The sequence below is a fragment of the Phocaeicola sp. HCN-40430 genome (assembly GCF_037890285.1).
In the GTDB taxonomy this organism is placed as follows: Bacteria; Bacteroidota; Bacteroidia; order Bacteroidales; family Bacteroidaceae; genus Phocaeicola; species Phocaeicola acetigenes.
The window spans coordinates 46,514-68,743 of the sequence record NZ_JBBKBS010000001.1; the positions used below are offsets into that span (position 1 = coordinate 46,514).

The window sequence follows — 22,230 nt, forward strand, 5'->3', positions numbered from 1 at the left end:
GTTATGTAAAAACAGGTTGGAATTCTTGTAAAACGTTATTGAATGAAAATAAAAACAGATATCTTTAAAAGCATATAGAATATATACTATGAAACGTACTTTCTTTAGTTTAGTTATAGCGCAGGCACTGTTGTGTGGTATGACTGCTTGCCAATCGGATAAAGGAAATTTGGTGTTGGAACGTCAAGGCGATTCTTTGACTGTGATCCGTGTTTCTAATCCTTCAAAATATTTGTTACTTCCGGTGCAGGAGTCAAGTGGTGAGGGTAAAGTGAAACTGAATACCGGAAGCCCGGCTGATGTAGCAATGGATATCCGCTTGGCTGTGGATAGTATAGAATATTATGTACCGTTTGAACTTCCTCAGAATGTAAAGGAAGTGACTGTTACTGTCGACAAGGTTTCTTCTCAGGCTGTATGCTGGAAGAATATTCAATTGTCTGATACCTTCGATGTGACTAATACCGATTATTATAGACCGGTGTATCATCATACTCCTCAGTATGGCTGGATGAATGATGCAAACGGGTTAGTATATAAAGATGGAGAATATCATTTGTATTTCCAGTATAATCCTTATGGTTCCAGATGGGGAAATATGCATTGGGGACATTCGGTAAGTAAGGATTTGATTCATTGGGAACATTTGAAACCAGCTATTGCACGCGATACATTGGGACATATTTTTTCAGGTAGCTCTATTGTCGATCATCGTAACAGTGCTGGATATGGAAAAGATGCTATGATTGCTTTTTATACATCTGCAAGCGATGAACACGGACAGATTCAGTGTATGGCATATAGCAACGATAACGGGCGTACGTTTACTAAGTACGAAAAGAATCCGATATTGACTCCTTTTGATGGCTTGAAAGATTTCCGTGATCCTAAAGTATTCTGGTATGAACCGGCACAGAAATGGTATATGATTGTATCTGCCGATAAAGAAATGCGTTTCTATTCTTCTTCCAACTTGAAAGAATGGGAGTTCTTAAGTGGATTTGGAAAAGGATATGGTGCACAGCCTAATCAGTTTGAATGCCCCGATTTTGTACAGTTGGCTGTAGACGGCAATCCGGAAAATAAGAAATGGGTGATGATTGTCAATATCAATCCAGGATGTATGTTTGGAGGAAGTGCTACCGAATATTTTGTAGGTGAATTTGATGGTAAAGAATTTAAATGTGATACCAAACCTGAGGTTGTGAAGTGGCTGGACTATGGAAAAGACCACTATGCTACAGTTTGTTTCTCAAACACAGGCGATAGAGTGATTGCTGTACCTTGGATGAGCAACTGGCAGTATGCCAATATTACTCCTATCAAACAGTATCGTGGAGCAAATGCTTTGCCGCGTGAACTGTCTCTTTATACAAAAGATGGACAAATCTATATGGCTGCTAATGTTGTGAAAGAAGCTCAGAGTTTGAGAAAAGATGCACGTCCGATAGAAAACTTTACTGTAAAAGGTGAATTGGAGATGGATACTGTCTTTTCAAAGATGGAAGGAGCTTATGAACTGGAAATGGATGTAACTCCGGGTAATGCACGTTTGGTAGGCTTTGATTTGATGAATGAAAAAGGAGAAAAATCAAAGATCTATTTGGATATGAAAGAAGGCCGTCTGGTGATGGACCGTACAGAAAGTGGTATTGTTGACTTGAAACGAAATGGAAAATTTGATGTTCATGCAAAAGAAACAGGCAATTACCGTAAAACATTGTCTGTGAACTATCAGAATGATTTTGCCTTAGGTACATGGGCACCACTTTCTCTCTGTGAAGATAAGACCTATCATTTGGATATTTTTGTAGATAAATGTTCCATTGAGATTTTTGTAGATGGCGGACGTATTGCAATGACTAATTTAGTTTTCCCAACCAAACCGTATGATACTTTACGTTTCTATACAGAAGGAGGTGAAGCAGAATTTAGTAATATGAAAATCTATAAATTGGGAATGTAAAAACATTCTTCAACTTTTACAAATTCAGGTTTTTATTAAAACCTGAATTTGTTTTACCGAAACACATATTCTTCATTATATATTAATCTGAACCATGAAATATATTTTTACTTTAGTTTTTGCTGCTTTAATGAGCTTACAGATGTATGCTGCAGAAAAGCAACTGATTCGTATTTCTACCAATCAAACCGATTTGATACTTCAAGTAGCTCCGAATGGAAGAGTATATCAGTCTTATTTAGGTGAGAAATTGCGTAATGAATCCGATTTGGAGCATTTAGAATGGCGAGTACACCCGGCATCTGATGCAAGCGTTGTAGAACGTGGATGGGAGGTGTGCAGTACCTCTGGAAATGAAGATTTTTTTGAACCTGCCTGGAGTATGATGCATGCAGACGGTAATCCTTCTGCATGGCTATATTATGTGTCTTCTTCGGTAAAACAGGTGCCAGGAGGAACTCAAACAGATATTCTGCTTCGTGATGATAAGTATCCGGTAGAAGTGACACTTCATTATGTAGCCTATCCGGAGGAAAATGTCATTAAAACTTGGAGCGAAATAAAACATCAGGAAAAGAAACCGTTGTTGTTATCCCGTTATGCTTCAACGATTCTTTACTTTAGTAGTCCTTCTTATTATCTGACAGAGTTTAGTGGCGACTGGGCAAAAGAAGTACAGATGAGCAGCCAGCAATTGCAATTTGGCAAAAAAGTAATAGATACAAAATTGGGAAGTAGAGCCGCTATGCATGTTCAGCCTTTTTTCATGGTAGGACTGGGAAAACCGGTGGAGGAAAAGGATGGAGATGTATTGATGGGAACAATTGGATGGACCGGTAATTTCCGATTTACTTTTGAGGTGGATAATGTAGGTAACTTACGTGTAATTCCTTCTATTAATCCATATGCATCGGTATATGAGTTGCAGAAAAATGAGATTTTTACTACTCCTGAGTTTATTTTTACATTGAGCAAGGGTACAGGAGAAGGAAGCCGAAATTTTCAGCAGTGGGCACGAAACTATCAGTTGAAAGATGGTAAAGGTACACGTATGACTTTGCTGAACAACTGGGAAAATACTGCGTTCAACTTTGATGAACCTACATTGGCTGAACTGATGAAAGAAGCGAAAGATTTGGGGGTTGACATGTTCTTGCTTGATGACGGATGGTTTGGCAACAAATATCCGCGTAATAGTGACAATGCAGGTCTTGGCGACTGGGAAGCTAACCGTCAGAAACTTCCGGGAGGTGTTCCGGCGCTAATACGTTACGCTAAAGAAGCGGGAGTAGAGTTTGGTATTTGGATAGAACCTGAAATGATAAATCCTCAAAGTGAACTGATGGAAAAACATCCGGATTGGGCTATCCGTTATCCTAATCGTGAAACTTATTATTATCGTAATCAGCTGGTTCTTGATATGAGTAATCCTCAGGTACAAGATTATGTATATTCGGTTGTCGAAAAACTGATGGAAGAGAATGCAGGACTTGCTTATTTTAAATGGGATTGCAATAGTCCGATAACCAATATTTATTCACCTTATTTGAAGAATAAGCAAGGACGTCTTTATATCGATCATGTGCGTGGGGTATATAATGTCATGAAGCGTGTATCTGCAAAATATCCTCAATTGCCTTTGATGCTGTGCTCGGGAGGTGGAGCTCGTTGTGACTATGAAGCATTGAAATATTTTACAGAGTTTTGGTGTAGTGATAATACAGATCCGGTAGAACGTATTTATATTCAGTGGGGATTCTCTCATTTCTTCCCGGCTAAGGCAATGTGTGCACATGTAACAAGCTGGAATAAGAATGCTTCTGTAAAATTCCGTACCGATGTGGCCTCTATGTGTAAATTAGGTTTTGATATTGGTCTGAAAGATTTGTCGGAAGATGAGCTGCTTTATTGTAAGACTGCAATAAGCAATTGGAAACGTTTGTCTTCTGTTATACTTGATGGTAAACAGTATCGTTTGGTTTCTCCTTATAAGAGTGCACACATGGCTGTGAACTATGTCAGCGAAGATAGACGAAAAGCTGTATTGTTTGCATATGATATTTATCCTCGTTTTAAAGAAAAAGTATTTCCAGTTAAAGTACAGGGATTGAATCCTGATAAAATGTATAAAGTCGAAGAAATTAATCTGATGCCTGGTTGCCAATCTGTATTAAAGATGAATAATCAGGTTGTTTCTGGAGATTATTTAATGAAAGTAGGTCTGGAAGTATTTGGAGACAAGTCTTTGCAAAGTTGCGTAATCGAATTTTCAGAACAAATGTAATATAAATTATAAAGTTAATAGTGATGACAACAATGAATCAACAATTGAAGTATGCTAAATTAATACCTTTGATGCTCTGCTTCTTTGCAATGGGCTTTGTAGATTTGGTAGGTATAGCATCAAATTATGTAAAAGCGGATTTGAATCTGAGTGATTCGGAAGCAAATATTTTTCCGTCATTAGTGTTTTTCTGGTTCCTTATTTTTTCAGTTCCTACTGGATTGCTGATGAATAAAATAGGGCGTAAGAAAACAGTTCTACTTAGTTTGGTTGTAACTTTTGTATCCTTGCTTATTCCGGTGTTTGGTGATAGTTATGGTATTATGCTTTGTTCTTTTTCTTTACTGGGAATAGGAAATGCTTTGATGCAAACTTCTTTGAATCCGCTGTTGAGTAATATCATATCGGGAGATAAATTGGCAAGTTCTTTGACTTTTGGCCAGTTTGTAAAGGCTATTGCATCTTTCTTGGCACCTTATATTGCGATGTGGGGGGCTACTCAGGCTATGCCTACATTTGGATTGGGATGGAGAGTCCTGTTCCCTGTTTATATGGTTATAGCTGTAATTGCTATACTGTGGCTGGGGGCAACTCCGATTGAAGAAGAGAAAGCTGATCAAGCATCTGGGTTTGGAGATTGCTTGAAATTATTGGGCCGTCCGTTTATTTTGCTTTGCTTTTTGGGCATTATGTGTCATGTAGGAATTGACGTCGGCACTAATACAACTGCTCCAAAAATTTTGATGGAACGTCTGGAAATGTCACTTGGTGAAGCTGGATTCGCTACCAGTCTATATTTTATATTCCGTACACTGGGATGTTTTTCAGGAGCTATTGTCTTACAGAAAGTATCTGCTCGTTCTTTCTTTATTCTTAGCGTATGCTGTATGTTGATAGCTATGATTGGGTTGTTTATATCTCATGAACTATATGTGATTTATGCGGCAATTGCATTGATTGGTTTTGGTAACTCAAATATCTTTTCAATTGTTTTTTCACAAGCTTTATTGGCTGTTCCTGAAAAAAGAAATGAAATTTCAGGTTTGATGATTATGGGATTGTTTGGTGGTACTGTTTTCCCTTTGTTCATGGGATTTGCCAGTGATGCCATAGGACAGAATGGAGCAGTAGCTGTGATGATGGTCGGAGTGATTTATTTACTCCTTTATACATGGAAAATTAAAAAGTAATATATAACTTTGATTATATAGAATTCAAGATATGGAAAATACAATCGTCGTAGGAATGGGAGAAGCATTGTGGGATGTGCTTCCAGAAGGGGAAAAAATAGGTGGAGCTCCCGCTAATTTTGCGTATCATGTGTCTCAATTCGGATTGGAGAGCCGGGTAGTAAGTGCAGTGGGAGATGATAAATTGGGCATGGAGATTTTGGAGAATTTCCGTGAAAAGAAACTTAGCGCAATGGTAGAAGTTGTACCATATCCTACTGGCACTGTACAGGTAGAGTTGGATGCGGAAGGAGTTCCTTGTTATGATATAAAAGAAGGAGTGGCTTGGGACAATATTCCTTATACTCCTGCTTTAGAAGGTTTGGCTCAATGTACAAAAGCTGTTTGTTTCGGCTCTTTGGCACAGCGTAGTGTTGTATCACGTGAAACCATTAATCGTTTTCTTGATGCAATGCCTTCAGAAGATACTTGGAAGATTTTTGATATCAATCTTCGTCAGGGATTTTATACCAAGGAGATTCTCTGCAATTCATTTGAGAAATGTAATGTATTGAAGATAAATGATGAAGAACTGGTTACTGTAAGCCGGATGTTTGGTTATCCTGGAATTGATCTTCAGGACAAATGCTGGATATTGTTGGCCAAATATAATCTTAAGATGCTGATCCTTACTTGTGGAGTAAACGGAAGTTATGTCTTTACTCCAGGACATGTATCTTTTGTAGAAACTCCGAAAGTAGAAGTTGCCGATACAGTTGGAGCTGGTGATTCGTTTACTGCAGCATTTGTATCTTCTGTTTTACAAGGTTTGTCGGTAACAGAAGCTCATAAATTGGCTGTAGAAACGTCTGCTTATGTATGCACCCAAAACGGTGCTATGCCCGTGTTGCCACAGGAGTTGAGAAATCGTGTGGTAAAATGAAGGTAGAAACAGTGTTATCATGAATGAAAATGGTATGAAATATTCTTTGTTAGCTTTTATTTTCGGATGTATATGGATGTGCTGGGGATGTACTCCGCAAAAAGCACATTATATAATAGGTGTTTCTCAGTGTAGCGATGATGAATGGCGTGAACAGATGAACAAGGAAATAAAGCGTGAAGCTTTGTTTTATCCGGGAGTGAAAGTGGATATTTGTACCGCAAAGGATGATAATGCTAAACAAATTGCAGATGTAGAAGACTTTATAGATAAAGGTGTTGATTTATTGATTGTCTCTCCCAACGAAGCTGAGGCCATAACTCCGGTTATTGAAAAGGCATATGATAAAGGTATTCCTGTTGTTTTGGTCGATCGTAGAATTTATTCCGATAAATATACGGCATACGTGGGAGCAGACAATTATGAAATAGGTTTTCAGGTAGGTAATTATATAGCTGAGAGACTTCATGGAAAAGGACAATTGGTAGAAATAGCCGGATTACATGGGTCTACATCAGCTTTGGAGCGCCATCGAGGGATAATGGCGGCTTTAAAAAAAACTCCAGATATTAAAATTGTAGCCTCTGCCGATGCTGCTTGGCTCCGAGTGTCGGCAAAAGAGGCTTTTGATTCTATTCTTAATTGCCATTCACATATTGATATGGTTGTTTCTCATAACGACCGGATGGCAGAAGGTGCTTATGAAGCAGCTTTGGAAAAAGGCCGACAAAAGGAAATGCTTTTTGTCGGCATTGATGCGTTAGCAGGAGAAGGACATGGTGTGGAGCAAGTGATTAATGGGCAATTGGATGCAACCTTTATTTATCCGACTGGAGGGGATAAAGTATTCGAGGTTGCTATGAATATTTTGCAGAAGAAAAAATATAATCGTGAGACAATTCTTTCTACTGCTCTTGTCAATCGGGCAAATGCCCGTATTATGCAAATGCAGACTGCACACATCAGCCAGCTGGATTCGAAAATAGAGGTACTTGATAAACGGCTTGATGCATACTTGATGCGTTATTCTTCACAACAGATGTTGTTGTATGCTTGTATTATTATTTTGATATTGGTTGGCTTGTTGCTTTTCTTTGTGGTACGTGCTTTTTGGACGAAGAATAGAATGAATGAAGAACTTTCCGACCAGAAACGACGCTTGGAAGAACAGCGTGATCAGTTGGTGGATTTGTCTGAGCAATTAGAACAGGCTACTCATGCTAAATTGGCTTTTTTTACCAATGTCTCACACGATTTCCGAACTCCATTAACGTTGATTGCAGATCCTGTTAATCAATTGGTAGAAACGGGTAACTTGGGTGAACATGAGCGCTTTCTTTTACGTATTGTACAGAAAAATGTAACTGTATTACTTCGTCTGATTAATCAGATTCTGGATTTTCGTAAGTTTGAAAATGGAAAGTTGGACTTGACTCTTTCTAAATTTAATATAGCTGAAACCATAAAAGAATGGACAGAGGCTTTTCGTACCTTGTCTTATCGTAAGCATATACATTTTATCGTGTCAGTTGAGACTGAAAAAGAAGATTGTGTGATGATTGCTGATGCTGAAAAAATGGAACGTATTACTTATAATCTTCTATCGAATGCATTTAAGTTTACTCCAGAAAATGGAAAGATAGAAGTTTCGATTGCAGTTTACAAACGGGACAATAATAGATGGCTGTGTTATAGGGTCTCAGATACAGGCATTGGTATGCCTGCTGAACATGTACAGCATATTTTTAAAAGTTTTTATCAGGTAGATGTACATCATGCAGGGTCGGGTATTGGACTTGCTTTGGTAAAAGCTTTTGTAGAAATGCATGGGGGCAGTATTACTGTAGACAGCGCAGAAGGTAAGGGTACTATTTTTACCATCGACATGCCAATGGAACAGCAAGGCGTTTTAAATGATAACGTGGAAAGAAATATAGTCCTAGAAAATCTTCAGGAAGGAGCTGTGCTTTCTGCTGATCAGGAAACGCTTCAAACAGTATCAGAGCCGGTAGAATGCAGTGATAAAGAAACAGTACTGGTAATTGATGATAATCAGGATGTTAGAGATTATGTGAAGATTCTTCTGCAAGAAACGTATACTGTCATAGAAGCATCCAATGGGCAGGAAGGATTACTTTTGGCTATGAAATATGTTCCTGATGCAATTATTTGTGATGTAATGATGCCTGTAATGGATGGAATGGAGTGCTGTCGTAAGTTAAAGTCTGAGTTGCAGACATCACATATTCCTGTCATGATGCTGACTGCTTATACAATGGATGAACAGAAAGTAAAAGGATATGAGTGTGGTGCGGACTCTTATATTTTAAAACCTTTTAGTGCACGTTTACTCCAGGTTCGTTTGCGGAATTTAATTGATAACAGACGTCGTTTGCAGAGTTTCTTTTCCGATAAGATGACTCTTCGGAAAGAACCTATAGCAGAATTGGATAAAGGATTTGTAGAGCGCCTTCGTGCGTTGATTGATGAGCATTTAAGTGACCCTGATTTGAGTGTGGAGGATTTAGGAGATAAGATTGGCATGAGCCGTGTTCAATTGTATAGAAAGGCAAAAGCACTGACGGGGTATGCTCCTAATGAATTGTTGCGTATTGCCCGTCTTAAGAAAGCAGCTGCATTGTTGGCTTCTACCGATAAAACTGTGGCTGAAGTTACTTATGAAGTGGGATTTAGTTCTCCTTCCTATTTTACAAAGTGCTACAAAGATTATTTTGGTGAAAGTCCTACCGATTTTTTAAAACGTAAGAAATAAGATATTTTGGGGAGACTATAAAGCCTTTTCTGCTGAAAGATAGAAAAGGCTTTTTGTAAATAATTTACAGGTTGGTATAGTCAAAGCAAGAACTGCAGGTAAATTTGGTGGGAAAATGTAGAATATGTATCTTTGACTCGATTAAAAAATAAATATTCTCATGAAAAAAATACTTTTAATTCTTGGTATGTGTCTTTGTGTATTGACAACACAGGCACAAGATATCAAGTCCTTGTTTATTACTATGCCCGATTCACTTTCTCTTTTACTGACGAAAGTTAATAGGGAAGATTTTGGCGATTTCCTTGCCAGTAATATGAAGGCTGAGGTAAAGAATCGCTTTGGTAAACCCTCTGAAATGACAAAACTTACAGCAGATTATTTGAAAATAAAGATGACTTTGGCCAGTGAAGTTGAAATGAAGCTGCTCCCTCTAAACGATTCGACAAAGATTCTTTGTGTAGTTCATACTTATATGGCCCCTACATCAGACAGCCATATTTCTTTTTATGATACGTCTTGGAGAAAATTATCGGATGAGGCCTTTCTTACTCTTCCGGAAGAAGATTCTTTTTATAGAAATGATCTTTCTGAAATTCAAACTGATTCAGTACGCAACTTGCGCATGCGTGCAGATATGTATATGTTAAAGGCTGAATTGTCGGAGGATACGAATTCATTACGTTTTGTATATACTACTCCTGATTACCTTGATAAAGAAACAGCAAAAGAACTGGCTCCTTATTTGAGGGAAATGCCACTATTGTATGAGTGGAAAGAAGGAAAATTTGTTCTTTCAGGAAAAGATTCATCTGTTTCAGAGAAATGAAATTAGAGAAAAGCGATGTATATCAGCAGGGATACATACATTGTTTAAAACGTTCTTATGTTTAAAAACATAGAATTGACATATCTTCATTGTTATGGTCTGAAAATAGATAAAAAATAGTTAATTCGTCGTGGCGGTCTGATGGAAAAAAACTATCTTTGAGACAGTTTTTGCGAAACATAACAAGTTTTCGTGATAGTTACATGGAATTTTTATAATGTGGGCTTGTATCGATACGTTTCAGTTTCTAAAGGCCAATGCTTCACTGAGTATAGATACAGGTCGGGAAATAACATAAGAGGAATGATATTAAAATGTATTAAGACCGTCGCTGTAGCAGCTTTAGCTTTTGTCAGCTTAAATGCCTCAGGACAAGATTTGCTGGCGCGTCAAGCTCCAATTGACAGAAAATTAAAAGCTGTTGATTCTTTGGCTTTGGTTCGCCAGATTAAAGCAGAGCAAGCTGTATATCCAGCTTACACTCTTTATCCTAATTGGAGTAACGACCGTGTGCATGCTTATGGTAATGCAGTTCAGGTTCCAGATAGTTTCCGTATTGATTTGACAGGCTTTTGTATGCCTACTACCCATACCAAAATCACTTCTAAATGTGGCCCTCGTTGGCGTCGTATGCACAATGGACTTGATATTAAGGTATATATTGGCGATACGATTCGTTCTGCTTTCGATGGTCGTGTGCGTATTGTGAAGTATGAGCGTCGTGGATATGGTAAATATGTGGTAATCCGTCACGACAATGGTTTGGAAACCATTTACGGCCATCTCTCCAAACAGATGGTAAAGGAAAATGAATATGTAAAGGCTGGTGATCCTATCGGTTTGGGTGGTAATACCGGACGTTCTACTGGTTCTCATCTGCATTTCGAAACCCGTTTCTTGGGTGAGGTAATTAATCCGGAATTTATGTTCGATTTCCCTAAACAGGATATTGTTGCGGATGATTATTTGTTTATTCGTGGAGCCAATCGTTATGATTGGCAACGTAAACGTGCCTTAGCTGCTGTGAAGGCTGGAAAGTCGGGAGCTGCAGAAGCGGAAAAATCAGCTATTCGTTATCACAAGATTCGTAAGGGAGATACATTAGGTAAAGTATCTCGTCTGTACCATGTATCTATCGATCGTTTGTGTCAGATGAATGGCATTAAACGAACTACAACTTTGCGTATTGGTCAAGTGTTGAGATGCTCTTGAAATAAGGAAATTAATTAATCTGTATACATCTTTAAAATGTCATTCTGAATGATAGGTAAGCTTAATGCTTATGTTTTCTCTTTCAGAATGACATTTTTGTTTTGTGATTTTCACGATTTGAAATGAGAATTTTTGCTGAAAAAACAGTAACTTTGCTGCCTATTCGGAACGTATTATGAAGGAAACAAAACAGCAGTTTGAACATATCATTGCTATTTGCCGTGATTTGTTTGCCAAGAAATTACACGATTATGGGGCTGCATGGCGTATTATGCGTCCGTCGTCCGTTACTGATCAGATTTTTATTAAGGCAAATCGTATTCGTAGTATTGAAGTGAAAGGTGTAGCTTTGATTAACGAAGGCATACGCTCAGAGTTTATTGCTATTGTAAATTATGGTATTATTGGTTTAATTCAGTTGGAGTTAGGCTATTCGGATACAGAAGATCTGACAGAGCAACAAGCACTCGATTTGTATGACAAATATGCCAATCAGGCATTAGAGTTGATGCTTGCCAAAAATCATGACTATGATGAAGCTTGGCGTAGCATGCGCATCACTTCATATACCGATTTAATTCTGATGAAGATATATCGGACCAAACAGATTGAATCGTTGAGTGGAGCTACGCTGGTGTCTGAAGGTGTAGATGCCAATTATATGGATATGATAAATTATTCAGTTTTCGGATTGATTAAAATAGAATTTGGAGAATAAGCGTTTACATATAGCTGTTTTAGTTTGGACAAATTTTTGCCGGTTTCTGTTGGCACTAGTCTTTACTTTTTCCGGTTTTGTCAAGGCCAATGATCCTTTAGGTACAGTTTACAAGATTACAGATTACTTAGAGGCATGGGGCATGGTAAATCTTGTACCTGATGCATTGGTTTATTTGGCTTCTATGCTCATGGGGGTAATTGAATTTGCTCTAGGGGTTTATCTTCTTTTTGGAATCCGTAGTCGAATTGCTTCTTCACTGGTTCTTCTTTTGATGTCTGTAATGACTCCTTTGACACTATGGCTGGCTATAGAGAATCCTATTTCCGATTGTGGTTGCTTTGGTGACGCTGTTATTCTGACTAACTGGGAAACTTTCTGGAAAAATATTGTGCTACTGGTTGCTGCTATTTCTGTATTTAAATGGAGAAAGCTGGTATTACGATTGGTTACAGGCAAAGTCGATTGGTTAGTTGCTCTATATAGTACGGTATTCATTGTATTTTATACGTTCTTCTGTATTAGTAAGTTGCCGGTTTTTGATTTTCGTCCTTATCATGTTGGAGCTGATATACGAAAAGGAATGGAAATTCCGGAAGGAAAAAAGCCTACTACATACGAAACGACTTTTATTTATGCCAAAGATGGAGTAGAAAAGGAGTTTACTATTGACAACTTCCCTTCTTCAGACACTACTTGGGTTTTCGTAGATTCGCGTACTCGTATAAAAGAAAAAGGATACGAACCTCCAATTCATGATTTTTCTATTGTATCGCAGGAGGATGGAACTGATTTGACTGATATTGTATTGGATGATGAAAACTATACATTTCTGTTGGTTGCTCCTCAGTTGGCGTTGGCTGACGACAGTAACATTGATTTGATAAATGAGGTATATGATTACAGTTTAGAGCATGGTTACCGTTTTCTGTGTGTGACAGCTTCATCAGATGAAGATATTGCCATGTGGCAGGAGTATACTGGAGCAGAATATCCTTTTGCTTTAATGGATGATATCACACTGAAGACTATGATTCGTTCTAATCCGGGGTTAATGTTGCTGAAGAAAGGTGTGGTTATTAACAAATGGAGTGACGGCTGTTTGCCCGACGAATATCAGCTGAATGCGCCTTTGGAAGACTTGCCGATAGGAAAGTTAAACAGAAAGACTGTAACCCATAAAATTGTAGAAGTTGTGGCATGGTTTGTGGCTCCTCTTTTACTGTTGACTTTATCTGATCTGGCTTGGCTTAATTATCGTAACCGGAAAATGAAGCAGAAAGAAAAAGGCAAAGAGGAAAAAGCGAACTAAGTTTAAGTGAAAGTATATAATAAACCAATTTGATATATTAATTTTAAAATTTAAACGAAATGAGAAAAAACATTGTAGCAGGTAACTGGAAAATGAACAAGAACCTGCAAGAAGGTATTGCTTTGGCAAAAGAATTGAACGCAGTTTTGGCTGCAGACAAACCTAACTGCGACGTAATCATCTGTACTCCGTTCATCCACCTGGCTTCTGTAACTCCTATCGTTGACAAAGCTGTAATCGGTGTAGGTGCAGAAAACTGTGCAGACAAAGTTTCAGGTGCTTATACTGGTGAAGTTTCTGCAGAAATGGTTGCTTCAACAGGTGCAGAATATGTAATCTTGGGTCACTCTGAACGTCGTGCTTACTATCACGAAACAGTAGAAATTTTGGAAGAAAAAGTAAAATTGGCTTTGGCTAACAACTTGAAACCTATCTTCTGTATCGGTGAAGTTTTGGAAGAACGTGAAGCTAACAAGCAGAACGAAGTTGTAGAAGCACAGTTGGCTTCTGTATTCTCTTTGTCTGCTGAAGATTTCGGTAAAGTAATCTTGGCTTACGAACCAGTTTGGGCTATCGGTACAGGTAAGACTGCTACTCCTGCTCAGGCTCAGGAAATCCACGCTCACATCCGTTCTTTGGTTGCTGCTAAATATGGCCAGGAAGTTGCTGAAAATACTTCTATCTTGTACGGTGGTAGCTGCAAACCTTCAAATGCAAAAGAATTGTTTGCTAACCCAGACGTTGACGGTGGTTTGATTGGTGGTGCTGCTTTGAAAGTAGAAGACTTCAAAGGCATTATCGATGCATTTAAATAATTAACCGAATCTTTTTCCCTCCTTCTTCCTCTTTTGGGAAGAGGAAGAAGGAGGATTTTTATTAACTATCTACAAAACCGGTAATGATGAGATACATCTTATTCTTTATATCCTTTCTTTGGGCAGGCATGTTGAGTGCTCAGACTATTGTAGAAAGCCTTGAACAGAAGCGTCCCGGAGAAGGTACGGTAACTATTCATCAGAGTGCGCAGATTAAGGCTTTGATAGGGTTACGTTATGTTCCTTCTACTGCTGCAGGTACTCAGAAGGCTTTGAAAACACGTGGATTCCGTGTACAGGTGTATGCTGGAAACAATTCGCGTATAGCACGTAATGAAGCACATGCAGTAGCGGAAAAGATGAAAGAATTATTTCCGGATATGCCGGTATATACATATTTTCAGTCTCCCCGCTGGCTTTGCCGGGTTGGCGATTTTAAAAGTATAGAAGAAGCGCATGTGGCAATGCGCAAACTGAAAGCAAGTGGAGAGTTTAAAGAAGCTGCAATAGTGCAGGAAATAATTAATATCTCGTTAGAATAATGATTGATACGAATTTACTTAGTTTTCCTGAGGAAAAGGTACAGAAGCTGATGGCACATTATAAGGAGATTCTAGCCTTGTTGGGAGAAGATCCTGAACGTGAAGGATTGTTGAAAACACCGGAACGAGTTGCTAAGGCCATGCTGACTTTGACTCGAGGATATGAAGTTGATCCGAAAGCTGTATTGAGTGCAGCCAAATTTAAGGAAGAATATCGCCAGATGGTAATTGTAAAGGACATTGATTTCTTTTCAATGTGCGAGCATCATATGCTTCCTTTCTATGGAAAAGCTCATGTAGCTTATATTCCAAACGGATATATTACCGGATTAAGCAAGATTGCTCGTGTGGTAGATATCTTTTCGCATCGCCTGCAGGTACAAGAACGTATGACATTGCAGATAAAGGAATGTATACAGGAAACCTTGAACCCTTTGGGAGTGATGGTAGTGGTAGAAGCAAAGCATATGTGCATGCAGATGCGTGGAGTAGAAAAGCAGAATTCTGTAACTACTACTTCTGATTTTACCGGAGCTTTCAATCAGGCCAAGACGCGTGAAGAGTTTATGAATCTGATTCGGAGAGGTTATTAAGCCTCTCTTTTTTTATGCCATCAGGTTTGCAACTGAATTGCATAGTATATTCCTTATCTTTGCAAAAAGAGTCAGTCAGATGAACGAAGTTTCTTTTTATATACAACGCTTGGAAAAAAAGCAGATTAAGCCTACTGCTGTGCGTATTTTGGTACTGCGTACCCTGATGGAGAGTTCGTATGCCTTGTCTTTGTCTGAGTTGGAAGCACAGCTGGTTACTGTAGATAAGTCGACTATTTTCCGTACATTGAATTTGTTTTTGGCACATCATCTGGTACACGAGATGGAAGATGGAAGCGGTTCGTCCAAATATGAGGTATGCGAGAATGAAGATTCTTGTAGTATCGAAGATATGCATGTTCATTTTTATTGCGAATGGTGTCATCGTACCTTCTGTTTTAAGAATATCCAGATTCCATTAATCAGCCTTCCCGAAAATTTTCGTATGCAAAGTGTCAATTATATGATAAAAGGTATATGTGACAATTGCATAAAAAAAACAGACCCGACAGAAGATTAACTTCTCTTTCCATCAGGTCTGCTTGCTTATTCTGTTTTACATTTTCTCTGCCAGATACTGGCCGGTATAAGAGGCACCACATTGTGCTACTTCTTCTGGAGTACCGGCAATTACCAGATTGCCTCCCTTGTCTCCTCCTTCCGGACCTAAGTCAATAATATAGTCGGCACATTTAATCACATCCATATTGTGTTCGATAATAACGACTGTATGTCCTCTGCTGATGAGGGCATCGAAAGCTTCCAGCAATTTCTTGATGTCATGGAAATGAAGTCCGGTAGTCGGTTCATCGAATACGAAAATCGTAGGCTGAGCCTTTTCTATACTGAGGAAATAAGCCAGTTTTACACGCTGATTCTCTCCCCCTGATAGGGTAGACGATGACTGTCCCAGCTTGATGTACCCCAATCCTACCTCCTGCAGTGGAAGAAGTTTCTTGATAATCTTCTTCTGTTTGTGCTCTGTAAAGAACTCGATGGCCTGGTTTACAGTCATTTCCAATATATCATAAATGTTTTTGCCTTCATAACACACTTCCAGGGTTTCATTTTTGAACCGTTTTCCGTGGCACGATTCGCATTCCAGTACAAGGTCGGCCATAAACTGCATTTCTACAGTAACGGTACCTTCTCCCTTACACTCTTCACAGCGTCCGCCTTCGGTATTGAAAGAAAAATAACCGGCTGAATATCCCATTTGTTTGGAAAGAGGCTGTTCGGCAAACAGTTTACGTATTTCGTCGTAAGCCTTGATGTAAGTGACAGGATTACTGCGCGAAGACTTTCCGATAGGGTTCTGGTCGACAAACTCAATGTCCTTAATCATCGACAAATCGCCTTTCATAGAGATAAATTCTCCCGGGCGGTCTGTGGCTTCGCTGAACTCTCTTTTCAGTGCCTTGTAGAAAATATCGCGTACCAGTGTACTTTTACCCGAGCCGCTTACTCCGGTAACTACAGTCATCACGTTCAGCGGAAAGCGTACATCAATGCCTTTCAGGTTGTTTTCGCGGGCTCCTTTTATTTCGATGTAATTATTCCATGAGCGGTGTGTAAGCGGACGGTCGATGGTTTCTTCTCCCAGCAGATATTTCACCGTATAACTGTTACTTCCTTTCTGCAAGTCTTTCATATCACCCTGGTATACGATTTCACCTCCCAAACGTCCGGCTTTCGGACCGATATCGATGATATAGTCTGCAGCACGGATAATTTCTTCATCGTGCTCTACTACTACTACCGTATTACCTAATTCCTGCAGCTGACGCAATACTTTTACCAAGCGGTCTGTGTCACGGCTGTGCAGACCGATACTGGGTTCGTCTAAGATATATAGCGAACCTACCAGACTGCTTCCCAATGAAGTAGCCAAGTTGATACGCTGGCTTTCTCCACCCGAAAGTGAGTTACTCAGACGGTTCAGTGTCAGATAGCCTAATCCTACATCGAGCAGGAAGTTGATACGGTTGTTTATTTCATTCAGAAGACGACGTGCGATAGCCGCATCGTGCTCGTTCAACTGTAGGGTGCGGAAGAACTCTCTCAAGTCGTAGATAGGCATCTCTACCAGTTCGGCAATGGAGCGTCCGCCTACTTTTACATAAAAAGCTTCTTTTTTCAACCGGCTTCCCTGACATTCGGGGCAAACCGTTTTTCCTCTATAGCGTGCCAGCATTACACGATACTGGATTTTATATTGATTTTCTTCCAGCATACGGAAGAAAGAGTCGATACAAACTTTCTCTCTCGGACCATGCCACAGATAGTCTTTCTGTTCTTTAGTAAGTTCGTAGTATGGAGTAAATATCGGGAAATCGTGTGCCGGCGCTTCGCGTAGAAACTCTGTCAGCCATTCTCCCATTTTTTCTCCTCTCCAGCACATCACCGCACCATCGTATACACTCAGTGCACGATTGGGGATGACAAGATGCTCGTCTATACCAATAACTTTTCCGAATCCTTCGCAGGTAGGGCAGGCACCAACAGGTGAGTTGAACGAGAACATCTGGTCGGTGGGTTCTTCGAAAGTAATACCGTCCGCTTCAAACTTGGTGCTGAAACGGTGCAGACGGGATTCCTCTTCGGCTGGATAGAAGCGTAGCATACATGCACCATTACCTTCGAACATAGCAGTTTCTGCAGAATCGGTCAGTCGGCTCACGGCATCTTTGCTGTCGTCGCAACTCATGCGGTCTACCAGCAGATATACAGTATCTTCCTCTTTGTATTGATATTCGTCGATACGAATCATTTCGCCATTGACTTCCAGTCGGGTGAATCCCTGCTTCATGTCAATTTCAATCTGTTCGGCTATCGTACGTCCTTCTCTCGGACAAATAGGAGTCAGTACTGTGTATCGTGTACCTTTAGGGTATGATAACATGCAATTGACAATATCCTCCGGGCTGTCTTTCTTGACTTCCTGTCCGCTTACAGGCGAGAAAGTATGTCCTACGCGGGCAAAAAGCAGACGCAGGTATTCGTATATTTCAGTCGATGTACCGACGGTTGAACGGGGATTGCGGCTGATAACCTTTTGTTCGATGGCAATAGCGGGCGGAATCCCTTTGATGAAGTCACATTCCGGTTTGCTCATTCGTCCCAAGAACTGGCGGGCATACGAAGACAAGCTTTCTACATAGCGACGCTGGCCTTCGGCATACAGGGTATCGAAAGCAAGAGAAGACTTACCGGAACCGGACAGTCCTGTAATGACTACCAGCTTATTTCTTGGAATGTCTACATCAATGTTTTTCAGGTTGTTTACCTTAGCTCCTTTGATGGATATATATTTACTGTCGGACATACTAATAGAATGGTATAAATTGCAATATGCAAAGATACGCAAAGGCGAGTGGAGAGACAAACGAAAAACAGAGTTTTTCAGTTTGGCTATCCCGAGCTGCATTCTGTCTTATTGAAAGATAGCGAAAGGTATTGTTTTAAAATCGGCGTCGTTGAATGTAAAAACGCCGTTGCTGATTGTATAGCCAACGACGTCGGCTACACAACCGATGTCGTTGGCTATAATGTGTGAATGAAACTATGATTTTAAGGAATTAGTCTTGATAATACACTCGTTTTACTCGTTCCGATACGCTGGTCAGAATTTCGTATGGAATAGTATCGAGTATGTCGGAAAGTACAGTGACAGGTAATTCATCGCCAAAGATAATAGCCTTATCTCCCTCTTTGCAGTCGATGTCAGTCACATCAATCATACATACATCCATACAAATATTGCCTACATAAGGAGCTTTCTGGCCGTTTACCAGACAATAGCCTTTTCCGTTGCCCAAGTGTCGGTTCAGTCCGTCGGCATAACCTATCGGTAGGGCGGCAATACGTGAATTGCGGTTTAATACTCCTTTGCGGCTGTATCCCACGGTTTCATCGGCTGGCACATCATGTATTTGCAGAATTGTGGTTTTGAGTGTGGTAACGTTGTGCAACATCTGGTTTGTGAATGGATCAATACCGTATAATCCGATACCCAAACGAACCATATCGAACTGAGCTCCAGGGTAACGCTGGATACCTGCCGTATTGCAGATATGACGCAGAATCTTATGGCTGAAACCAGCCTGCAGTTCGGCTGCTGCCTGTTCGAATGTTTCAATCTGGCGGCGTGTAAATGCATCGAAGCGTTCGGCATCACTTCCCACTAAATGTGAAAATACAGAACGGGGGATAACGGCAGACTGTCTTTTCAATCGTTCGATAAGCCGCGGCATATCAGTTGGGGCAAATCCCAAACGGTGCATACCTGTATCAATCTTGATATGGATAGGACAGTTGGTTGCTCCTTCACGTTCGGCTGCCTTTATGAGTTCTTCCAATAAGTGGAAACTATACACTTCCGGTTCCAACCGGTAGTCGAACATGGTTTTGAATGCAGTGACTTCAGGGTTCATGATGATGATGGAGCTTCCGATGCCGGCTTTCCGCAGTTCAGCTCCTTCATCGGCAACAGCTACAGCCAGATAATCTACACGATGGTCTTCCAATGTTTTGGCAATCTCAAACGAACCTGCCCCGTATGCAGATGCTTTTACCATACATACCATTTTTGTTTCCGGTTTCAACTTATTACGGTAAAAGTTGAGGTTGTCTGTCAGCGCATTCAGGTTGATTTCCAAAATGGTTTCGTGTACTTTCAGTTCCAGTAAGTCTGTTATCTGGTCGAAGTGGAACATACGGGCTCCTTTGATCAGCACCACTTCATTTTTTAGTGTAGAAAGAATACCCGATTCGATTAGTTCGGAAGTGGAACGGAAGAAATTTTTTTCGATTTCAAACCGTGAAGCCGAAGCTGAAATTTCTTCGCCTACTCCAATAATACGGTTTACTCCCCGGCTGTGTACAAGTTCAGCCACTTGTCGGTAAAGCAGTTTGCCGGACTGTCCGGTTTCCAGTATATCGGAAAGTATCAGTGTACGTTTGCGTTCTTTGTCTTCAGTGCGGCGTGCCATAAAGTCGAGAGCAATGTCGAGCGAAGCAAAATCGGAGTTATAACTATCATTGATGAGGATACACCCGTTCTTGCCTTCTTTTACTTCCAGTCGCATGGCGATAGGTTCCAGATGAAGCATACGTTTGGCAATGTCTTCGGGAGATACCATAAGGTATAATGCTACAGCCAGACAGTGCAAGGAATTTTCAATGGAAGCATCGTCGATAAACGGGATGCGGTATTCTTTGAAAAATCCTAAATACCGGTATTTGATAGTGGTACCGGTGTCATCTTTTTGTATGCTTTCTATGAACAGCGGACGTTCATTGTCTTTGGTAGACCAGGCAATTTCGCGGGCTGTGAACAGTGATTTTGATACACAGCTGCTTATCAGCTCGTTGTCACCGTTGTAAACAATGACGTCACAGTCTTTGAATAGTTGCAGTTTTTCCAAACATTTATCTTGTAATGATGTGAAATTCTCCTGATGAGCCCCCCCGATATTGGTGAGTACCCCAATAGTAGGCTGTATAATAGGCTTCAAAGCTTCCATTTCCCCCATTTCGGAGATACCGGCCTCGAATATACCTAGTTCTGTACGTTCGTTCATCATCCATACAGAGAGAGGTACTCCTATCTGTGAGTTGTAGCTGCGCGGTGAACGTGTAATGATACGTTCCGGACTGAGTATCTGATAAAGCCATTCTTTTACGATGGTTTTACCGTTACTTCCGGTAATGCCTACTACGGGTACCTGAAACTGTTCGCGATGGCGGCTGGAGAGGCGTTGTAAAGCTTTAAGCGGACTTCCCACTACCAGAAAGTTGGCATCGGGATAAGAGTCGGGTTCGGTGGTCAGTGTGCCGACTACAAAATTACGTACTCCACGTTCGTACAAATCGGCTATATATTTATGTCCGTCGTTCCTTTTTGTCTTTAGTGCAAAGAACAGCGTTTCTTCCGGAAAGCAAAGCGACCGGCTGTCTGTCAGAATCCAGTCTATATGTGCTGGATGGTTTCCTATGCGTTTGGCTCCTATAACAGAAGCTATTTCTTCAATCGAGTTTGACATAATGTGATTTCATTTTGTACATCTAAGTACGGTAATTTTTCTTTTAACCCTTCTATCTTTAACAGAATTTGACTTAAAAATTTATGATATGCGTCTGAATCTTCATTGAATGGGCGATGTTCCAATCCTTTACGTATTCCATTCCATTCTTTTATTATATGTAAAGTCTTCTGACTAAAATAGGTTTGTGCAAAACACTCCCATATATATTCTATAGCCAAAGAAGAGGGGTGCAGCATATCGTCTGCATAAAAACGGTAATCTCTCAATTCATCCATCATAATTTCGTATGAGGGGAAATAATGGCAAAATGAAAAGAGATTACACAGTTTCTCTATGGCGATAAGTAATACGGCTTTATTGAGCTGGTTGCCATGAAGACCGTCTTTGGCATGGCGGATGGGGCTGACTGTGAATATTATTTGTAGATTGGGATTCAATGAACGGAGATGAGGAAGTAATATTCGGTACTGCTCTACAATTTCCTCTACATGGAGTAAACGACGTTCGAATAGTTTTTCCGGCAATTTGTGGCAATTGCCTACAATGCTTCCATCTTCTTTCCATTGATATACCCGAGCGGTTCCCCAAGTCATTATCAGCCAGTCGGATTGGCGAAGATGAGCGGCTCCTTGCCGTATTCGTTCGTTGATTTTTGACAGGCAAGCTTCTTTTTCCGGACTGGAGAAAGAACCATGATGCATCAAACTATACCACATGCCTTTGTCGAAACGTAAATTGGTCTCTGTGTATGTTTTCTCTGTGGCAATTTCTTCGAGTCCTTTTGCTATCGACATGGGATTATACAAAATGCCGAAAGGATTAATGTCGCAGGTAAATTTGTTATCGGACAATTGCTTACCAATGTTTTGTACGAAACAGGAGCCCCACAACATAAGCTTGTCTGAGTGTCGTATTTCCCATTGCCCGGTTGGTAATTCAACTTTTGTTCTAAACTCCATAACTTCAAGATTTATTCCCATGTTCTAAAAAAGCCCTGCAAATGTAAGCACAATACATATATTTATAC

Annotated in this window: 16 protein-coding genes; 13 read left to right on the top strand and 3 right to left on the bottom strand. The window is 40.1% G+C overall.

Translation table 11 applies throughout. From position 1 onward, the window contains the following. Positions 1–88: 88 nt before the first annotated feature. The 13 genes from WKU26_RS00185 (at position 89) to WKU26_RS00245 (ending at position 15,676) form a co-directional block, all read left to right on the top strand. Positions 89–1,966 (top strand): GH32 C-terminal domain-containing protein, encoded by a 1,878-nt coding sequence (locus WKU26_RS00185; protein ID WP_340320434.1) that lies wholly within the window; start codon positions 89–91, stop codon positions 1,964–1,966. 94 nt (positions 1,967–2,060) lie between these two features. After that, positions 2,061–4,250, top strand: coding sequence for an alpha-galactosidase (locus WKU26_RS00190; RefSeq protein WP_340320436.1), 2,190 nt, complete (start codon positions 2,061–2,063; stop codon positions 4,248–4,250). 23 nt (positions 4,251–4,273) lie between these two features. Further along, positions 4,274–5,440: an MFS transporter gene (locus tag WKU26_RS00195; RefSeq protein ID WP_269876823.1), complete on the top strand. Its 1,167-nt coding sequence runs from the start codon at positions 4,274–4,276 to the stop codon at positions 5,438–5,440. Between the two features lie 31 nt (positions 5,441–5,471). Beyond that, positions 5,472–6,362: a carbohydrate kinase family protein gene (locus tag WKU26_RS00200; RefSeq protein WP_340320439.1), complete on the top strand. Its 891-nt coding sequence runs from the start codon at positions 5,472–5,474 to the stop codon at positions 6,360–6,362. A gap of 34 nt (positions 6,363–6,396) precedes the next feature. Then, on the top strand, positions 6,397–9,135 hold the full coding sequence (locus WKU26_RS00205; RefSeq protein WP_408636040.1) for a hybrid sensor histidine kinase/response regulator transcription factor: 2,739 nt from the start codon (positions 6,397–6,399) through the stop codon (positions 9,133–9,135). A gap of 160 nt (positions 9,136–9,295) precedes the next feature. Beyond that, positions 9,296–9,964, top strand: coding sequence for a DUF3256 family protein (locus WKU26_RS00210; protein WP_340320441.1), 669 nt, complete (start codon positions 9,296–9,298; stop codon positions 9,962–9,964). Positions 9,965–10,267: 303 nt separating this feature from the next. Then, the gene (locus WKU26_RS00215; protein ID WP_340320443.1) at positions 10,268–11,176 is read left to right on the top strand and encodes a peptidoglycan DD-metalloendopeptidase family protein; all 909 of its coding nucleotides are present in this window, start codon (positions 10,268–10,270) and stop codon (positions 11,174–11,176) included. A 175-nt stretch (positions 11,177–11,351) separates the two neighbouring features. After that, positions 11,352–11,894 carry a DUF1599 domain-containing protein gene (locus tag WKU26_RS00220; RefSeq protein WP_178266073.1) on the top strand — a complete coding sequence of 181 codons (543 nt, stop codon included), beginning with the start codon at positions 11,352–11,354 and terminating at the stop codon, positions 11,892–11,894. Beyond that, a complete protein-coding gene (locus WKU26_RS00225) occupies positions 11,884–13,206 on the top strand; it encodes a BT_3928 family protein (RefSeq protein ID WP_340320446.1) in 1,323 nt (440 codons plus the stop codon). The genes WKU26_RS00220 and WKU26_RS00225 overlap by 11 nt, the downstream gene beginning before the upstream one ends. A 59-nt stretch (positions 13,207–13,265) precedes the next feature. Then, positions 13,266–14,021 (top strand): triose-phosphate isomerase, encoded by a 756-nt coding sequence (gene tpiA / locus WKU26_RS00230; protein WP_340320448.1) that lies wholly within the window; start codon positions 13,266–13,268, stop codon positions 14,019–14,021. An 86-nt stretch (positions 14,022–14,107) separates the two neighbouring features. After that, positions 14,108–14,563 carry an SPOR domain-containing protein gene (locus WKU26_RS00235; RefSeq protein WP_178266076.1) on the top strand — a complete coding sequence of 152 codons (456 nt, stop codon included), beginning with the start codon at positions 14,108–14,110 and terminating at the stop codon, positions 14,561–14,563. Next, positions 14,563–15,156 (top strand): GTP cyclohydrolase I FolE, encoded by a 594-nt coding sequence (gene folE / locus WKU26_RS00240; RefSeq protein ID WP_178266077.1) that lies wholly within the window; start codon positions 14,563–14,565, stop codon positions 15,154–15,156. Before WKU26_RS00235 ends, folE begins: the two co-directional genes overlap by 1 nt. A gap of 79 nt (positions 15,157–15,235) precedes the next feature. Beyond that, entirely contained in the window at positions 15,236–15,676 is a 441-nt protein-coding gene (locus WKU26_RS00245) for a Fur family transcriptional regulator (protein ID WP_340320451.1), read from the top strand. A 36-nt stretch (positions 15,677–15,712) separates the two neighbouring features. On the opposite strand, the gene uvrA is transcribed toward WKU26_RS00245, so the two are convergent. The 3 genes from uvrA to WKU26_RS00260 all read right to left on the bottom strand — a co-directional run bounded on the left by uvrA (position 15,713) and on the right by WKU26_RS00260 (position 22,162). Beyond that, a complete protein-coding gene (gene uvrA / locus WKU26_RS00250; RefSeq protein ID WP_340320453.1) occupies positions 15,713–18,481 on the bottom strand; it encodes an excinuclease ABC subunit UvrA in 2,769 nt (922 codons plus the stop codon). A gap of 253 nt (positions 18,482–18,734) precedes the next feature. Then, a complete protein-coding gene (locus tag WKU26_RS00255) occupies positions 18,735–21,200 on the bottom strand; it encodes a bifunctional UDP-N-acetylmuramoyl-tripeptide:D-alanyl-D-alanine ligase/alanine racemase (RefSeq protein WP_340320455.1) in 2,466 nt (821 codons plus the stop codon). Continuing rightward, a complete protein-coding gene (locus WKU26_RS00260) occupies positions 21,176–22,162 on the bottom strand; it encodes a GSCFA domain-containing protein (protein ID WP_340320457.1) in 987 nt (328 codons plus the stop codon). The genes WKU26_RS00255 and WKU26_RS00260 overlap by 25 nt, the downstream gene beginning before the upstream one ends. Positions 22,163–22,230: the final 68 nt, after the last annotated feature.

Excerpts from the sequence above, each read along its gene's own strand:
- WKU26_RS00185 (WP_340320434.1), top strand. The coding sequence starts at position 89 with ATGAAACGTACTTTCTTTAGTTTAGTTATAGCGCAGGCACTGTTGTGT.
- WKU26_RS00190 (WP_340320436.1), top strand. The coding sequence starts at position 2,061 with ATGAAATATATTTTTACTTTAGTTTTTGCTGCTTTAATGAGCTTACAG.
- WKU26_RS00195 (WP_269876823.1), top strand. The coding sequence starts at position 4,274 with ATGACAACAATGAATCAACAATTGAAGTATGCTAAATTAATACCTTTG.
- WKU26_RS00200 (WP_340320439.1), top strand. The coding sequence starts at position 5,472 with ATGGAAAATACAATCGTCGTAGGAATGGGAGAAGCATTGTGGGATGTG.
- WKU26_RS00205 (WP_408636040.1), top strand. The coding sequence starts at position 6,397 with ATGAAATATTCTTTGTTAGCTTTTATTTTCGGATGTATATGGATGTGC.
- WKU26_RS00210 (WP_340320441.1), top strand. The coding sequence starts at position 9,296 with ATGAAAAAAATACTTTTAATTCTTGGTATGTGTCTTTGTGTATTGACA.
- WKU26_RS00215 (WP_340320443.1), top strand. The coding sequence starts at position 10,268 with ATGATATTAAAATGTATTAAGACCGTCGCTGTAGCAGCTTTAGCTTTT.
- WKU26_RS00220 (WP_178266073.1), top strand. The coding sequence starts at position 11,352 with ATGAAGGAAACAAAACAGCAGTTTGAACATATCATTGCTATTTGCCGT.
- tpiA (WP_340320448.1), top strand. The coding sequence starts at position 13,266 with ATGAGAAAAAACATTGTAGCAGGTAACTGGAAAATGAACAAGAACCTG.
- WKU26_RS00235 (WP_178266076.1), top strand. The coding sequence starts at position 14,108 with ATGAGATACATCTTATTCTTTATATCCTTTCTTTGGGCAGGCATGTTG.
- folE (WP_178266077.1), top strand. The coding sequence starts at position 14,563 with ATGATTGATACGAATTTACTTAGTTTTCCTGAGGAAAAGGTACAGAAG.
- WKU26_RS00245 (WP_340320451.1), top strand. The coding sequence starts at position 15,236 with ATGAACGAAGTTTCTTTTTATATACAACGCTTGGAAAAAAAGCAGATT.
- uvrA (WP_340320453.1), bottom strand. The coding sequence starts at position 18,481 with ATGTCCGACAGTAAATATATATCCATCAAAGGAGCTAAGGTAAACAAC.
- WKU26_RS00255 (WP_340320455.1), bottom strand. The coding sequence starts at position 21,200 with ATGTCAAACTCGATTGAAGAAATAGCTTCTGTTATAGGAGCCAAACGC.
- WKU26_RS00260 (WP_340320457.1), bottom strand. The coding sequence starts at position 22,162 with ATGGAGTTTAGAACAAAAGTTGAATTACCAACCGGGCAATGGGAAATA.